Source organism: Phenylobacterium sp. GW823-FHT02A09 (genome assembly GCF_058797775.1).
Window position 1 is genome coordinate 742,380 of sequence record NZ_JBXAJZ010000003.1, and the last position, 15,184, is coordinate 757,563.

Here is a 15,184-nt window from a genome sequence, read left to right on the forward strand (position 1 = left end):
CCGGACCTCGCGGTCCGGGAGTATCCCCTTCGGTCGCGCAAGGCATGGGGCTGACGACGCGGCCGGACCCAAAGAGGCGGGGGCCGAACCGTTGAGTGCGTCTGATATCGCCGCCCCATCCGTCCCGCTCACGACTACGTTTGCAGGGCGCCTCGAGGAGCATGGTCACGCGTTGGCCGTGGCCACCGACGCGGGTGAGCGCCTCAGTTACCTAGAGCTTGCCGCTCGCGCCGACGAGTTCGCCAAGGGCCTGCCGCCCGGGCGGCATCTGCTGCTGATCGAGGCGACCAACGAACTGGCTCCGCTGGTCGCCTATGTCGCGGCCCTGCGTCATGGGCATCCCGTGATCATGGCTGGCGGCGACGGTGGCCAGTTGCGACGGACCATCGAGACCTATCGGCCCAGCATCCGCTTTCACAAGACCGGCGCGCGCTGGATCGTCGAGGCCGGCCCGCCCGGCCCGCGGGACCTGCACCCGGATCTGGCGGTGCTGCTGTCGACGTCCGGCTCGACCGGCGCGGCCAAGCTGGTGCGTCTCGAGCGCGCGGCGGTCGAGGCCAATGCTCAGTCGATCGGCGAGTATCTGGGCCTGGGGCCGCAGGACAGGGCGATCACCACCCTGCCGATCCACTACAGCTATGGTCTGTCGGTCGTGAATTCGCACCTGGCGTCGGGCGGCGCGATCCTGCTGACCGACCGCTCGGTGGTCGATGACGCATTTTGGGACTTCTTCGCGGCCGAGGAAGCGACGTCCCTCGCCGGGGTCCCCTACACCTACGAGCTCTTCGAACGGATCGGCCTGCGGCGGCGGCGGCTGCCGTCGCTGCGCACGATGACCCAGGCCGGAGGCCGCCTGCCGGCCGAGACGGCCGGCGTCTACGCCGAATGGGCGCAGGGCGCGGGCGTGCGCTTCTTCGTCATGTACGGCCAGACCGAGGCGACGGCGCGGATGGCGTACGTGCCGCCGGAACGGTTGCTCGACAATCCGGGCTGCATCGGGGTGGCCATCCCGGGGGGCGCGTTTCATCTGATCGACGAGAACGGCCGGGTCGTCGACGGGGCGGAGACCCAAGGGGAGCTCGTCTATCGCGGTCCCAACGTGATGTCCGGCTATGCGCTGGTCGAGGCCGATCTCGCCAAGGGGCGGGAGGTTACCGAGTTGCGGACCGGCGACCTGGCGATGCGCGATGCGCGAGGCCTCTACCGGATCGTGGGCCGCAAGAACCGCTTCTCCAAGCTGTTTGGGCTTCGCATCAGCTTCGACGAGGTCGAGGCGCATCTGCGGCGCGAGGGCGTGAACGCGATCGCGACCGGCGACGACGAGGTGCTGGCGGTCGGCGTGGCGTCGGCCGATCCGCAAGTCGTGGCCGACGGGCTGGCGCAGGCGTTCTCGTTGCCGGCCTCGGTCATCGAGGTGGTCGGCTATGACGAACTGCCGACCCTGAGTTCGGGCAAGATGGACTACCAGGCGACGCTGGCCGCCGCGCGCGCCGCACGCACCCATCGCGCGCCGGCGCGCAGCGGGGGAGGGTGCGCCATCGAGGCGGCGTTCCGACATGCCTTCCCGCGCGCGAACATCACGCCGGCCGACAGTTTCGTCAGTCTCGGCGGCGACTCGCTTGGCTATGTGGGCCTGTCGCTCGACATCGAAGGGAAGCTCGGCTTCCTGCCGGAGCGCTGGGAGGAGACCAGCATCGCCGAACTGCAGGCGCTGGCCGATAAGGCGACCACCCGCAGCCGCGGCGTCTTCAGCCTGCGTGGGATCGAATCCGAGGTCGCGATCCGTGCGGCGGCGATCATCAGCGTGGTGATCGCGCACGCTTCGGCCTGGCCGGTCGGTGGCAGCGCGCACGTGCTGCTGCTGCTATCCGGCTACAATTTCTCGCGCTACCAGGGCTCGCGCCTCAACGAGGGGGGCGGTCTCCCGATGCTGGTGACGTTCGTCCAGCGGATCATCGCGCCCTATTATGTGATCCTCTGCCTCTATCTGATCTCGGAAAAGTCGTTCGACCTGCCGTCGTTGTTGTTGGTGAGCAACGTGTTCGGCCGGTTCGGCACGTTCCTGGAGCCGTATTGGTTCCTGGAGGTGCTCTTCCAATGCATGGTGATCTTCGCGCTGCTGTTCGCGATCAGGCCGGTGCGCCGGTTCGCGGTGCAAAGACCCTGGGAGTTCGGCCTGACGCTGCTGGCCGGGGCGCTGGCGGTGCGGGTAATCGCCTCGCTGATCCTGCCGCACGAGTACCTGCTGGAACGAACGCCGGACAGCATCTTCTACCTGCTGGCGTTCGGCTGGTGTCTGCACCGAGCCACGACGATCCCGCGGAAGCTGGGACTGACCCTGGCTTGTCTTGCGATCGCCGCCTTGCAGGTGGCGGGCCCACAAGAGATCTGGGAACACTTCAGCTATCCGGCCAACGTCACGCACGCGCTCTGGTTCGCGACGGCGGCCTGCCTGATCATGTGGGCGCCGCGGATATTCCTGCCGAACGTCCTGCACGGGCTTGTCGGCCTGATCGCGGCGGCGAGCTTCTACATCTACCTGACGCATGGTCTGCCGGTGCACGCCTTCCTGCACACCCTGCACATCGAGAATGTCCCGCTGATCCTGGCGGTTTCTTTGGCGCTCGGCGTGGCGGCTTACAAGGTTTCGGAGAAGGTGTCGGAGCGGTTGGCGCGCGGACACGCAGGGCAGCGAAGGGAAGTTATTCCATAGAGATTGCCGAGCAGAGGCGGCGATTAACGTTGACTCAACTCGGGCCGGTTTAAGATTTCGCCACAATCGACGTGTTTACGGGTGGCGGGTTCAGACCTGCGGTCGTAGACCGTCGATATCGCAGATGCACCGCAGCATGCGTGCTTGGAGGCGCCGTGAGTTGGATCAATAACCTGATGGCGCGCTCTTTCGGGCGTAAGCCGAAAGGCGCCACGAACCCCCAGCCGAACCTTGTCTTCGCGGCGCCGCCGACGGCGCGCGACGGCGCGACGGCCAAGAAGCCGGCCGACACGGCGTTTCCGCGTTTCCAATCGATGGCCGGCGATCAGCTGAGCCCGCGACTGAACGACCGCTTCGCGAGCGCTCGGATCAAGCTGCGCAGCGCGTTCACCCCCTCGCAGCCGATCACCGACCGTCGGATGTTCGCCGGCCGCCTCGACGTGTTGACGACGTTGATCCGCTCGATCGAGGACCAGCGCGTCCACGTGATCATGTATGGCGAGCGCGGCATCGGTAAGACCTCGCTCGTGCACGTGCTGACCCGGGCGGCCGAAGAGGCCCGCTACATCGTGGTCTACTGCTCGTGCGGCGCCGGCTCGACCTTCGACGAGATCTTCCGCGCCGTCGCCGGCGACATTCCGCTGCTGTTCCACAGCGGCTTTGCGCCGACCACCAACGAGGCTGAGCGCGGCGGCACCCTGGCCGACCTGCTGCCCGCCACCACCCTGACGCCGCGTCTGGTCGCCGACCTGTTCGCCAAGCTGACCGGCACCCGCGTGCTGGTGGTGCTGGACGAATTCGACGTCTGCGACTCTCCGGAATTCCGCCGCAACATCGCCGAGCTGATCAAGAACCTGTCGGACCGCTCGATCCGCACACAGCTGGTGATCGCCGGCGTGGCCGCGGACTTGACCGAGCTGGTCGAGCACATCCCTTCGATCCGCCGCAACATCTTCGCCCTGCAGGTGCCGAAGATGAGCGCCTCGGAGGTCAATCACCTGGTCGAGAACGGCGAGGAACTGAGCGGCCTGACCTACGACAAGCCCGCCACCGACTTCATCGTCTTCGTCGCCAACGGGTCGCCCTATTTCGCCAGCCTGCTGAGCCATCACTCGGGCCTGGCCGCTATCGATAAGGGCCGCACGAACGTTGCGGTCGAGGACGTGTCGCAGGCCGTCGATCAGGCGCTTACCGAATTCCGCGGTCGGATTTCCAAGCACTCGCTGGTGCAGATCGATCAAGCCGCCAAGAGCGGCGTGCGCCACGTGCTGGGCGTCATGGCCGGCGCCGCGATCTTCAACAACGGCCGCTTCGACGACCGCGACGTGGACGCGCTCTATCCGAGCACGGCCAACGCCGCGAGCCTCAAGGCGACGCTCGAGGAGCTGGCGGCCAAGCACGTGCTGCTGGACGCTCACGACGACGAGTTCGGCCGCGGCTACCGGTTCTCGGAAGAGGCTGTGCTGCCCTATCTGTGGATCCTGGCGGCGCAACAGCGCTTCCTGGAAGGCCGCAAGGCGGCGAGCGCGGCGGCCGACAGACCCGTTGTGCCGACCTCCGACAAGGCGCCGGTCGCGCCTGCCGCCGCTGAGAAGCCGGCCGAGAAGGCGGCTTCGGCCACTGTCGTCACCCCCAGGGCCGCCGGTCGGCCCTGATCGGGAACCGAAAGGGCCGCTGGCCCTTTCGCCAAGGGCGGTGCAGGCGGTATGGAGTAGCCTTCGACGCCAGCGATCTCTGGGGGAGTAGGTTTTGCGCATTCTTGTCACCGGCGGCGCCGGCTTCATCGGCTCGGCTCTGATCCGGCACCTGATCGCCGAAACCGAGCATGAGGTGCTGAACCTCGACAAGCTGACCTATGCCGGGGACGAGCGCTCGCTGGACGGCGTGGCGGGCGACAATCGCTACAGCTTCCGTAAGGCCGATGTCGCCGACGCCGGCGCGGTGCGCGCGGCCCTGCGCGACTTCCGCCCGCATGTCGTGACCCACCTGGCTGCGGAGTCGCATGTCGATCGCTCGATCGACGGCCCGGCCGAGTTCATCCAGACCAACGTCATCGGCACCTTCGTCATGCTGTCGGAAGTCCTCGCCTATTGGCGCGGCCTGGACGAGGCGGCCAAGGCCGATTTCCGCTTCCACCACATCTCGACCGACGAGGTGTTCGGTTCGCTGGGCGACACCGGCTTCTTCACCGAGACGACCGCCTACGATCCGCGCTCGCCCTATTCGGCCTCCAAGGCGTCGTCCGACCACCTAGTCCGCGCCTGGCACCACACCTACGGCCTGCCGGTGCTGGTCACCAACTGCTCGAACAACTACGGGCCGTTCCACTTCCCCGAGAAGTTGATCCCGCTGATGATCGTCAAGTGCCTGGCCGGCGAGCCGCTGCCGGTCTATGGCGCGGGCGCCAACGTCCGTGACTGGCTCTATGTCGATGACCACGCCCGCGCGCTGACGCGGGTGTTCGAAGCCGGCGCCCCGGGCGAGAGCTACATCATCGGCGGACGCGCCGAGCGCACCAACCTGCAGGTCGTGCACGCGATCTGCGAGACGCTGGACCGCCTGCGCCCCCGCGCGGACGGCAAGTCCTACAAGGAACAGATCACCTACGTCGCCGATCGCCCGGGTCACGATCACCGCTATGCGATCGATCCGACCAAGCTGGATCGCGAGCTGGGCTGGCGCGCGGCGGAGAGCTTCGACACCGGCATCGAGAAGACCGTGCGCTGGTACCTCGACAACGACGCGTGGTGGGCCCCGATCCTGGCGCGCAGCGACGTCGGCCAGCGGCTGGGCCTGAAGACCGTCAGCGCATGACTTCGACCGTCACGGCGGACGTGCTGCTGACCGGCGGCAGCGGTCAGGTCGGAACCGAAATTCGTCGTCAGGCTCCGGCGACGATGAACATCGTCGCGCCGTCGAGCGCGGAGATGAGCCTGGGCGATCCCGACGCGATCCTGGCGATGGTCGCCTCCCGGCCCTGGGCCGCGATCATCAACTGCGGCGCCTTCACCGCCGTCGACCGCGCCGAGACCGAGATGGTCGAGGCCTGGCGCGCCAACGCCCTTGGCCCTGCGGCCCTGGCGCAGGCGAGCGCCGCGGCGCAGATCCCGCTGATCCACGTCTCCACCGACTATGTGTTCGATGGCTCCAAGTCCGGGTTCTACCTCGAGACCGATCCGGTCGCGCCGCTGGGCGTCTATGGCGGGTCGAAAGAAGCCGGGGAGCAGGCGGTTAGAACGGGCAATCGCCGCCATGTCATCCTGCGCACGGCCTGGGTGGTGAGCCCGCATGGCTCCAACTTCATCAAGACGATGCTGCGGCTGGCGCAGACGCGGCCCGAGGTGCGGGTGGTCGACGATCAGCGCGGCTGCCCGACCAGCGCGGTCGATATCGCCGCGACCCTGCTCAAGATCACCAGTCGGATGATCGCCGATCCGCAAGCGGCGCCGAGCGGCACCTATCAGTTCGTCAACGCCGGAGAGGCGACCTGGTGCGAGCTGGCGCGGGCCGTCTTCGAGATGGCCGCGGCGCGCGGCGCGACGTCGCCGCGGCTCGAAGCCATCACCACGGCCGAGTTTCCGACGCCGGCCCGCCGGCCGGCCAATTCACGCCTGGATACGGCCAAGTTGCAGGCCGACTACGGGATCGAACCGCGCCCTTGGCGGGCGGCGGTGGAAGACATTGTCGAGGCGCTGCTTCCCGCCACGCAGGAACAAGGACTTTAGATGAAGGGCATCATCCTGGCCGGTGGCTCGGGCACCCGGCTGCACCCGGCGACCCTGGCGGTGAACAAGCAACTGCTGCCGATCTACGACAAGCCGATGATCTATTACCCGCTGTCCGTGCTCATGCTGGCCGGCATCCGGGACATCCTGATCATTTCGTCGCCGGAGTATATCGAGAACTACCGCCGCCTGTTCGAGGACGGCTCGAACTTCGGGCTCAACATCGAGTACGCGATCCAGCCGAAGCCGGAGGGCCTGGCGCAGGCCTTCCTCATCGGCGAGGACTTCGTCGGCGACGAGCGCGCGGCCCTGGTGCTGGGCGACAACATCTTCTTCGGCGCGGGCATGAGCCGGCTGCTGAAGAACGCCGCCGACCGCGAGCACGGCGCGACGATCTTCTCCTACGAGGTGGACCAGCCGCAGGCCTATGGCGTGGTCGAGCTGGACGACACGGGACGGGCCGTGAGCCTGGAGGAGAAGCCGGTCGAGCCGAAGTCCCGCCAGGCGGTCACCGGCCTCTATTTCTACGACAATCGCGTGGTCGAGTTCGCCAGGCAGGTGCGCCCGTCGGCGCGGGGCGAACTGGAGATCACCGACCTCAACCGCATGTACATGGAAGCCGGCGACCTGTTCGTCGAGCAGCTGTCGCGGGGCTACGCCTGGCTCGACACCGGCACGCATGAGAGCCTGGTCGAGGCGTCGGAGTTCGTCCGCGCCGTGCAGAAGCGCCAGGGCGTGCACATCGCCTGCCTGGAAGAGATCGCCTACATCAACGGCTTCATCGACCGCGACCAACTGCGGGCGCGCGGCAAGCTGTTCGAGAAGACCGCCTATGGCAAATACCTGCTCGACATCGCCGAGCAGGCGGCCCCGCCGAGCCGGCGCCTGATCTAAGGCGCGGCCGGCGGCCGGATCGGATTGAGGCTCGGCCGATCCTTGACGACGATGTCCTTGTTGTCGCTCTGCAGCAGCTTCCAGTAGCGGTTGTTGAAGACCTGGGCGCGGGTGACGCCGGAGAGGTTGATGCGCGCGTTCATTCCCGCATAGGGCTGGACGGTGTTGCCGGACACCTCGACGTCCTCGGCGTGCATCAGCGCGATGCCGTTGTACATCGAGCCTTCGATGATGTTGTCGCGGATCACCACCCGGCGGTAGGGCAGGGTGCCGACCTGGTCGGTGATGAAGATCCCCTGCATGATGCCGCCCGATCCGCGGCGGATCCGATTGCCCACGATGGTGATGTCTTCGGCCGAAGCCGTGGCGTTGCGGGTGAACAGCTGGACGGCGTCGGGGTGCGAGCCCGGGGTCGGGGCGAAGTCGGCGAAGTCGTTGCCCTTGATCAGCAGCCGCGAGGTGCCGTTGCTGGTGACGCCGTCGGCGCCTAGCCGCCGGAAGGTGCTGCCCTCGATCGCGACGTCGTAGCTGTTGCTGAGGACGATGCCGTTCCGAAAGCCGGAGAAGGACGACTTTTCCACCCGGATATTGCGGGACCTGGTGAAGAAGAGCCCTTGGCCGGTCGGCAGCCCGCGCGCGGTCAGGCCGCTGAACTGGATGTTCTGGCTGTCGTTGACGGCGAGCCGCCCGGCCCCCGGCTGATCGAGCACCACGTTCAGCCCGACGACCCGCAGCCCGGTGACGTTCTTCAGCACGAAGCCGGTGGTCTGCGCGTCCTTGGCGACCAGGGTGACGGGGGTGTCGAAGTTCAGGTCGCTCAGCGCAATCTGGCCGTAGTCGCCGGGCGCCAGCACGACGGTCGCGCCGGGGCTGGCGGTCTTCATCGCCAACGTCAGGGTGAGGGCGTTGCGGACCGTGACCGGCCCGCGTTGGGCGACGCGCTCAACGGCCGGCGCGAACGATTGCGCCTGTTGAGGCGCGGCGTCCGCGGCCAGGGCCAAGAGCAGGATTTCCAGCATGGTGCGCTCCGTTAGCTTCGGCGGAGCGACACCCTATCAGACGTTGCGGCCCCGTCGTCAGGCCGAGACGATCCATCCGTCGGAAAGCGACGAGAGCTGGACGTTGGCCAGGACCATGCGCGCGCCGCCCACCAGATCGACGACCACGTCGGCGCCGACCTGGGTCACGGTGTAGCGCGAGCCGTCGCCGATGAAGACGCGATCGCCTTCGGCGCGGTTGAAGTCGGTGACCAGGTCGAGGCCGGACTGGGCGAAGATGTGGAACGTATCGGCCCCGGCGCCGCCGGTGATGGTGTCGTCGCCGAGATCGCCCGAGATCCAGTCGGCGCCGTCGCCGCCGAAGATGATGTCGTTGTGTTGGCCGCCGCGCAGGGTGTCGTTGCCGGTGTCGCCATAGATCGTGTCGTTGCCGAGATTGCCGAGTACGAGGTCGTTGCCGGCGCCGCCGAGCAGCAGATCGTTGTTCTGGCCGCCCGACACCCAGTCGTCGCCGGCGCCGCCGTTGATGGTGTCGTCGCCGGTGTTGCCGTTGATGTCGTCGTTTCCGCCGCCGCCCAGGATGCTGTCGTTGCCGTCGCCGCCGCGGAGATAGTCGGCGAAGTCGCGGCCGGTGATGACGTCGTTGCCGGCGCCGCCCTCGATGCGGCTGCCGCCGTCGATGCGGGCGCTGAGATGGTCGTCGCCGTCGCCGCCCTTGACCCAGTGTGCCAGCGCGTTCGCGCCGTTGTCCTGCAGCGCCGCGACGATCGAATTGCCCGACTGGGTCAGGTTCGTCGTGCCCTGGAGGTTAAAGGTCATCGCCTGGTTGTTGGTGACCTGGGCGTTGGTCGAGTCGTTGATGCGGATCCACGAGGTCATGTCGCCATAGCCAACGACCAGGTTGCCATCGACCACCAGGCCGTTGGTCTTGGTGACCATGATGCCGTTGTACATGCCGCCGACCACGACATTGTCGGTGACGGTGACCCGGTCGTAGCCGAGGCCGATCTGGTCGGTGATGAACACCCCCTGGATCACGCCGCCGGAGCCGCGGGTGATCAGGTTGCCGCTGACCACGATGTCGGTCGCCCGCGCCGTGGCGCCGCGAGTCAGGAACTGGATCGCGTCGGGGTGGTCGCCGCTCACCGGATAGAAGTCGGTGAAGGAGTTGCCGATGATCTGAACCCGAGATGTGCCGACCGCGACGATGCCGTCGGCGCGCAGGTCGTGCATGCGGTTGTTGTCGACCCGAACGTCGCTGCTGTCGGTCAGGCTGATGCCGTGATCGAGCTGCTGGAACTCCGACCCGGTGACGCGCACGCCGCTGCTGCTGCGGATCAGGATCCCGGACTGATCGTCGGCCGGATTGCCGTTCAAAGAACCGTGAATGCCGAGATTGGCGAGCGTAATGTCCTTCGAACTGAGGACCTGGGCGTTCCAGACCGTCCACGGCGCGCTGAAATCGAGGTTCAGGTTGCTGATCACCAGCCCCTGGCTGTTGCTCACGGTCAGCCCGGTCAGGGTCGCCGGATTGCCGGGGTCGGCCGAGGTGATGGTAACGGCGCTGTCGAAAACAAGATTCTTCAGTTGGACGTTAGAATAGTTGCCGGCTTGCAGGAGTATCCTGTCCCCAGACTTGGCCGCCCCAAGTGCAGCGGTAAGATCGGCGGCGCTGGCGCACAGGATATCAGCCATGAGGATCGCGTCTTCTCTATTCTGGTCGCAGCCCCCGCTGTCTCACCGACCATAGCGGGTGAAGCTCAACGGTCACCGGGGCTAAATTGACGCAGGAGGTCTGGCGCCCTCCGTCGGGCCGATCGGGCCCGAGTACACCTAACAAATGCTTAAATTCGAGGCCCTACTCGCCCTTGTCGCACCTGGCTGCGGGTCCTGAACTCTCCCACAACAGTGCGGCCTCGCGACTTAGCGAGCGCTGAGAGGAATGTTAATTCATGGACGTCAGGTTGTGAACGCCTAGCTTCGGCGCGCCTGCGAGCCGGCGGATTGAAAACGACTGGGAGAAGCCCTGATGTGGGCGCGCAGCGACAGTGACGGACGCAGTTCGCGGCCGATTATCCTGAGACCCTATACCCGGCCCGGCCCCGGCCGCCTGGTCCAGGCCGCCTTCCTGCTCGCGTTCATGGGCTTCTGCCTGTTCTTCGGTTTCTTCTACGGCCTGACCACGCCGTACCTGATCAAGCAGCTGGTCATCCCGGTCATCCTCCTGGCGTTGCTGACCGTCTGGGCGCTGCCCGACACTCGCACGGCGCCGACCGGCACGCTCTACGGGCTCAGCTTCGCCTTCATCATCGTGCTGTTCCTATGGCCGAACTATCTGGCCGTGGCGTTGCCGGGCTTGCCGTGGATCACGCTGATGCGCCTGGTCGGCGCGCCGCTCGCCCTGGTCCTGGCCATCAGCTACTCGATGTCGCCGGACTTCAGAGCGCAGATGAAGGAGGCGCTGAACGCCACGCCGCTGGTCTACAAGCTGCTGGCCGGCTTCGTGCTGATCCAGGTCGTCACGATCGCCTTCTCCGACGACAAGGACCAGTCCATCCAGCGGGTGATCAACGCCCAGCTGACCTGGACGTCGATCTACTTCGCCAGCGCCTTCGTCTTCCTGAAGCCTGGGCGGGTCCACCGCTGGGCGGTGATCCTCTGGATCGTGACCGTCGTGGTCTGCCTGATGGGGCTCTTCGAGTTCAAGATCAGCCGGCCGTCGTGGGGCGCCTTCGTGCCGAGCTTCCTGAAGGTCGAGGACGAGAGCGTGATCCGCACGCTCACCGGCAGCATGCGCTCGGCGACCGGCCAGTATCGCGTGCAGAGCACCTTCACCACGCCGCTCGGTCTGGCCGAATTCCTGGCGCTGACGGCGCCCTTCGTCCTGCACTTCGTGATGTTCGGAAAGAACCTGGCGACCCGCATCGCCGCCGGGGTGACCATGCCGATGATGCTCTATGTGGTGATCGTCACCGACTCCCGTCTGGGCATGGTCGGCTTCCTGCTGTCGTTCATGCTCTACCTGTTGCTGTGGAGCTGGCTGCGCTGGCGCGCCGACAAGACCAGCCTGCTGGCCCCGGCCATCGTGCTGGCCTATCCGGTCATCTTCGCCCTGTTCATCGCCGCGACCATGTTCGTGGGACGGCTTCGCAACATGGTCTGGGGCGGCGGCGACACCGCGGCCAGCACGGCCTCGCGCGGCGCCCAGTACGACATGGGCATCCCGATGATCCTGAAGGCGCCGTGGGGACACGGGGCGGGCACCGGCGGCAGCACGCTCGGCTTCGTCAGTCCGGCGGGCATCACGACCATCGACACCTACTATCTGGCGGTCGGCCTCGAGTACGGCGTGATCGGCTTCTTCGTCTATTACGGCATGCTGGTCGTCTCGACCTACTATGCGGCCAAGTACGCGGTGCGCTCGCCCACGGGCGAGCTCAGCTATTTCATGCCCGCGGCCATCGCCCTGGTGAACTTCATCGTCATCAAGTCGGTGTTCAGCCAGCAGGACAATCACCCGCTGATCTTCATGCTGATGGGAATCGTGACGGCGATGGTCTACCGCGCCACCCATGAGAAGTCCGAGCCGGGCGCGTCGGCGGCCAGCGTCACCTGACGTCGAGCCAGGGCGGCGGCCCGCGCTCGCCGCGCAGGCCCGCGCTCCAACCCGACAGCGCATAGCCGAGCTGGCGCCAGGCGCGCGCGCGACCGAACCGCAGACCCAGCAGGGCGAGCGCCGCGACGGCCGCGACCGGCAGGCGCATCGGATAGCGGTCGCGAGTGGTCAGCAGCTTGTTGCGTTCGCCCAGATAGACCGGCGTGCGCGGGCGGCTGCGGATGGCGGTGTAGGAGCCGGTGGTGGTGCCGGCCTCATGCAGGACGTCGGCGCCGGGCGCGTAGCCCAGGCGCATGCCGAGCTGGAGCCCTCGCAGGCACCATTCGACCTCCTCGCAATAGAGGAAGTAGTCCTCGCGCATCGGACCGACGGTTTCGAGGAAGCGGCGGCCGATCATCATCGATGCGCCGTTGAGATAGTTCTGCTCGCGTTCGACCTGCGCCTGATCGGGCGACGCGCCGTGCGGCGAGCCGTGGCCGATCGAGACGGCCCGCGCCAGCCATGGCCGCCAGCGGCCGCCATGCGACTGCACTCGGCCGTCCGGCAGGTAGACCGTGTCGCCGACGGCTTCGCAGTCGCCGGCCTGAAGCCGCGCCACCAGGCGTTCGAGCGACTGGGGCTGTGGCAGGGTGTCAGGGTTCAGCACCCACCAGGCGTCGGCGTGCGGCGTTTCCTGCAGGCCGACGTTCACGCCGCCGGCGTAGCCGAGATTGCGCGGCGCGCGCACGGCGCGGACGACCTGGCCGCCCGGCAGGGCCTGGGGCAGCTGGGCGACAAGCGCATCATAGGCGGCCTGGCCGCCGTTCTCGCAGATCAAGACCTCGAAGGCGCGGTGGCTGGATCTCCCCAGCGCCTCGAGGCAGGCGACGATGTCGGGAACGTTGCGGAAGGCGACGATGCAGACGGCGACGTGCATGGGTCAGCGCTCCGCGCGGGCCAGCAGGCCCACCGCGTCCAAGGCGCGCCAGAGGCGCAGCCGGTAGAGCATGGCCACGGCGTCGAGTTTCTGGCGCGGCGAGCGCAGGCGCGGGCTGGTCAGCACGCGGGGCGTGTGCGCCACGGCCGAGAGCGGCAGCAGCAAGCTGCGGGCCAGCCAGCGCCCGCGGCCCTGCGGCCGGCCGGCGACGATGCCGAAGGTCTCCGCATTCAGCCTCCGCCACTTCGCCGACAGTTCGTTCCAGTCGCGTCGGGCTGGGTGGGCGACGAGCGCGCTCGGCGCGTAGCCGATCTTGAACCCGGCGTCGCGGGCGCGGTGCGACCACTCCAGGTCCTCGGACACCCCGACCCGGAAGCCGCCGACCTGGGCGAACAGCGCGGCGGGGCAGAAGAGGTTGGCGGTGACCGTGAAGCCCTTGCGTTCCACATAGGCTTGGTTGTCGAAGGCGAAGACCAGTTCGAACGCTTCGGCGCCGGTGACGTGGGCTTCGTCGCCGACCAGCACGCGCATGCCGCCGCCGACGAAGTCGCTGCGCTCCAGAGCTGCGACGCCTTCGGCCAGCCACTCGGGAACCGGAATGCAGTCGGAGTCGGTGAAGGCGAGGATCTCGCCGCGCGCCACGGCGACGCCGCCGTTGCGGGCTGGCCCGGCGCCGCGCTCGGGTACGCTGACGAGGCTCGCGCGGCCGGCGATGGTCTGCTTCACGGCGTCGGCCCCGACCGGGGACATATTGTCGGCGACGATCACCTCGAAGCGATCGGCCGCGTAGGTTTGGGCCTGGAGCGCCGACAGGCAGCGATCCAGCGCTGCGAGGTCGTTGTAGTGGGGCACGATCACGCTGACGTGAGGCTGCGCGCCAGCGGGCAGGGCGTCTCCGGTCAATTCCATCGGCGGGGCGAACTCGCACATGAACAACGGGCGGCCGCGACGGCGGGCCCGGTCGCACATATGCCCCTGCGATGTTGACGTTTCATCAATATTGGCGCGACCTTGGGCCAGTATGAGTTGACGGAGTGGTCGGGTGCGGTTCGCGTAAGGTTTACGTATCAGCTTTGCTGTACTAGTCGCTGCTTGCCGGTCGGATAGTGCGAAGCGGCGTGGTTGAGGGACGGGCGATGCGGATCAGCGACGAGCGACTGGACGCCGACGCCAACAACTTCACCGCGGTGAGATTGTTGCTCGCCAGTTCGGTGATCTACACGCACTGCTACTTCATGACCACCGGCGTGCGGAACGCCGACGACCTCAGCGGGTTTCTGGGCGCGCCGATCTCGGCCTATGCGGTCGACGGCTTCTTCTTCCTCAGCGGATTTCTCGTCTATCCCAGCCTGCTGCGGCTGAAGAGTTCGGTGCGCTTCCTGACGGCGCGGTTCGTGCGCCTGTGGCCGGGGCTGGCGCTGTGCGTGCTGCTGACGGTCCTGGCCGGCGGCTTCTTCACCACGGCGGCGCCGGGCGCCTATCTCGGCGGCGAGACGTCGAAGTTCGTACTGACCAACCTGACCTTCACGGTGGCGTCCTACCGTCTGACTGGCGTGGAGTGCGGCGGCGAGCCGTGCGTGATTAACGGTTCGCTCTGGACGCTGCCCTGGGAGGTCAGGTGCTACGCCGTGCTGGCGATCCTTGGCGGGCTGGGTCTGGCCAAGCCGACGATCATGAAGCGGCTGGTGCTGCCGCTGAGCCTGATCGGCGTGCTGGTCTGGGACGTTCCCCAGGTCCAGGAACTGGCCCGCAGCCTCGTGGGTGGTGGCGCGGTCTATCTGATCGAGACCTTCGATCGCCTGTGGGCGGCCTTCGCCCTGGGCATCGCCGCCTACCTGTTCCGCGAGCGCATTCCGCTTTCGTGGATGTGGCTGGGCGTGTTGTTCCTCGTGACTCTGGCGGCCCACGCCGTCGGGCTCGGCCTGCACATGCGCGCCCTGCTGATCGGTTATGCGGTGCTGTGCTGGGGGCTGCTTACGGCGCAGCGCAGCGTCTTCTCGGCCAAGTGGCCGGACTACAGCTACGGCATGTACATCTACGGCTATCCGGTGATGGTGCTGATCTACGCCTTCTGGCCGACGTCGTCGCATCTGGCCCTGACGCTGGTCACCATGGCCGCGACGGTCCCGCTGGCGGCGCTGTCCTGGCACCTCGTCGAGCGTCCGGCGCTTGACGCCTATCGCCGCCGTCGGCGCGCTGGCCGGCTGGCGGCCCAGCAGACCTAGTCCGATCCCTCCGACAGCGATCGACCGCCCTGGCGTACGCCGGGGCGGCGCCTTTTGCGCGTCTGCAAGGCGTCGGAGGGCATGGTTTCCAGATGTT

At 67.3% G+C, this 15,184-nt stretch carries 11 protein-coding genes; 7 read left to right on the forward strand and 4 right to left on the reverse strand.

Going from position 1 to position 15,184, the window contains the following annotated elements:
- Positions 1-178 precede the first annotated feature (178 nt).
- The 5 genes from AC1Q87_RS16275 to rfbA all read left to right on the forward strand — a co-directional run bounded on the left by AC1Q87_RS16275 (position 179) and on the right by rfbA (position 7,332).
- Positions 179-2,713, forward strand: coding sequence for an AMP-binding protein (locus AC1Q87_RS16275; RefSeq protein ID WP_492609957.1), 2,535 nt, complete (start codon positions 179-181; stop codon positions 2,711-2,713).
- Positions 2,714-2,868: 155 nt separating this feature from the next.
- Complete coding sequence (locus AC1Q87_RS16280; RefSeq protein WP_492609958.1) at positions 2,869-4,368, forward strand: ATP-binding protein; 1,500 nt, start codon at positions 2,869-2,871, stop codon at positions 4,366-4,368.
- A gap of 94 nt (positions 4,369-4,462) precedes the next feature.
- Positions 4,463-5,527 (forward strand): dTDP-glucose 4,6-dehydratase, encoded by a 1,065-nt coding sequence (gene rfbB / locus AC1Q87_RS16285; RefSeq protein WP_492609959.1) that lies wholly within the window; start codon positions 4,463-4,465, stop codon positions 5,525-5,527.
- Complete coding sequence (gene rfbD, locus AC1Q87_RS16290; RefSeq protein WP_492609960.1) at positions 5,524-6,438, forward strand: dTDP-4-dehydrorhamnose reductase; 915 nt, start codon at positions 5,524-5,526, stop codon at positions 6,436-6,438. The genes rfbB and rfbD overlap by 4 nt, the downstream gene beginning before the upstream one ends.
- Positions 6,439-7,332 (forward strand): glucose-1-phosphate thymidylyltransferase RfbA, encoded by an 894-nt coding sequence (gene rfbA, locus AC1Q87_RS16295; RefSeq protein WP_492609961.1) that lies wholly within the window; start codon positions 6,439-6,441, stop codon positions 7,330-7,332.
- Here the strand turns inward: rfbA and AC1Q87_RS16300 are convergent.
- Both AC1Q87_RS16300 and AC1Q87_RS16305 read right to left on the reverse strand, forming a co-directional pair.
- Positions 7,329-8,351, reverse strand: coding sequence for a right-handed parallel beta-helix repeat-containing protein (locus AC1Q87_RS16300; RefSeq protein WP_492609962.1), 1,023 nt, complete (start codon positions 8,349-8,351; stop codon positions 7,329-7,331). The two genes, rfbA and AC1Q87_RS16300, sit on opposite strands and share 4 nt — an antisense overlap.
- Positions 8,352-8,408: 57 nt before the next feature.
- Positions 8,409-10,025, reverse strand: coding sequence for a right-handed parallel beta-helix repeat-containing protein (locus tag AC1Q87_RS16305; protein WP_492609963.1), 1,617 nt, complete (start codon positions 10,023-10,025; stop codon positions 8,409-8,411).
- Positions 10,026-10,359: 334 nt separating this feature from the next.
- On the opposite strand from AC1Q87_RS16305, the gene AC1Q87_RS16310 reads away from it, so the two are divergent.
- Positions 10,360-11,946, forward strand: a complete 1,587-nt coding sequence (locus tag AC1Q87_RS16310) for an O-antigen ligase family protein (RefSeq protein ID WP_492609964.1) — start codon at positions 10,360-10,362, stop codon at positions 11,944-11,946.
- Here AC1Q87_RS16310 and AC1Q87_RS16315 read toward each other — a convergent pair.
- Positions 11,939-12,862: a glycosyltransferase family 2 protein gene (locus tag AC1Q87_RS16315; protein ID WP_492609965.1), complete on the reverse strand. Its 924-nt coding sequence runs from the start codon at positions 12,860-12,862 to the stop codon at positions 11,939-11,941. The two genes, AC1Q87_RS16310 and AC1Q87_RS16315, sit on opposite strands and share 8 nt — an antisense overlap.
- Positions 12,863-12,865: 3 nt before the next feature.
- Positions 12,866-13,771 carry a glycosyltransferase family 2 protein gene (locus AC1Q87_RS16320; protein WP_492609966.1) on the reverse strand — a complete coding sequence of 302 codons (906 nt, stop codon included), beginning with the start codon at positions 13,769-13,771 and terminating at the stop codon, positions 12,866-12,868.
- A 227-nt stretch (positions 13,772-13,998) separates the two neighbouring features.
- Here AC1Q87_RS16320 and AC1Q87_RS16325 point away from each other — a divergent pair, with 227 nt between their 5' ends.
- Positions 13,999-15,087 carry an acyltransferase family protein gene (locus AC1Q87_RS16325; RefSeq protein WP_492609967.1) on the forward strand — a complete coding sequence of 363 codons (1,089 nt, stop codon included), beginning with the start codon at positions 13,999-14,001 and terminating at the stop codon, positions 15,085-15,087.
- Positions 15,088-15,184: the final 97 nt, after the last annotated feature.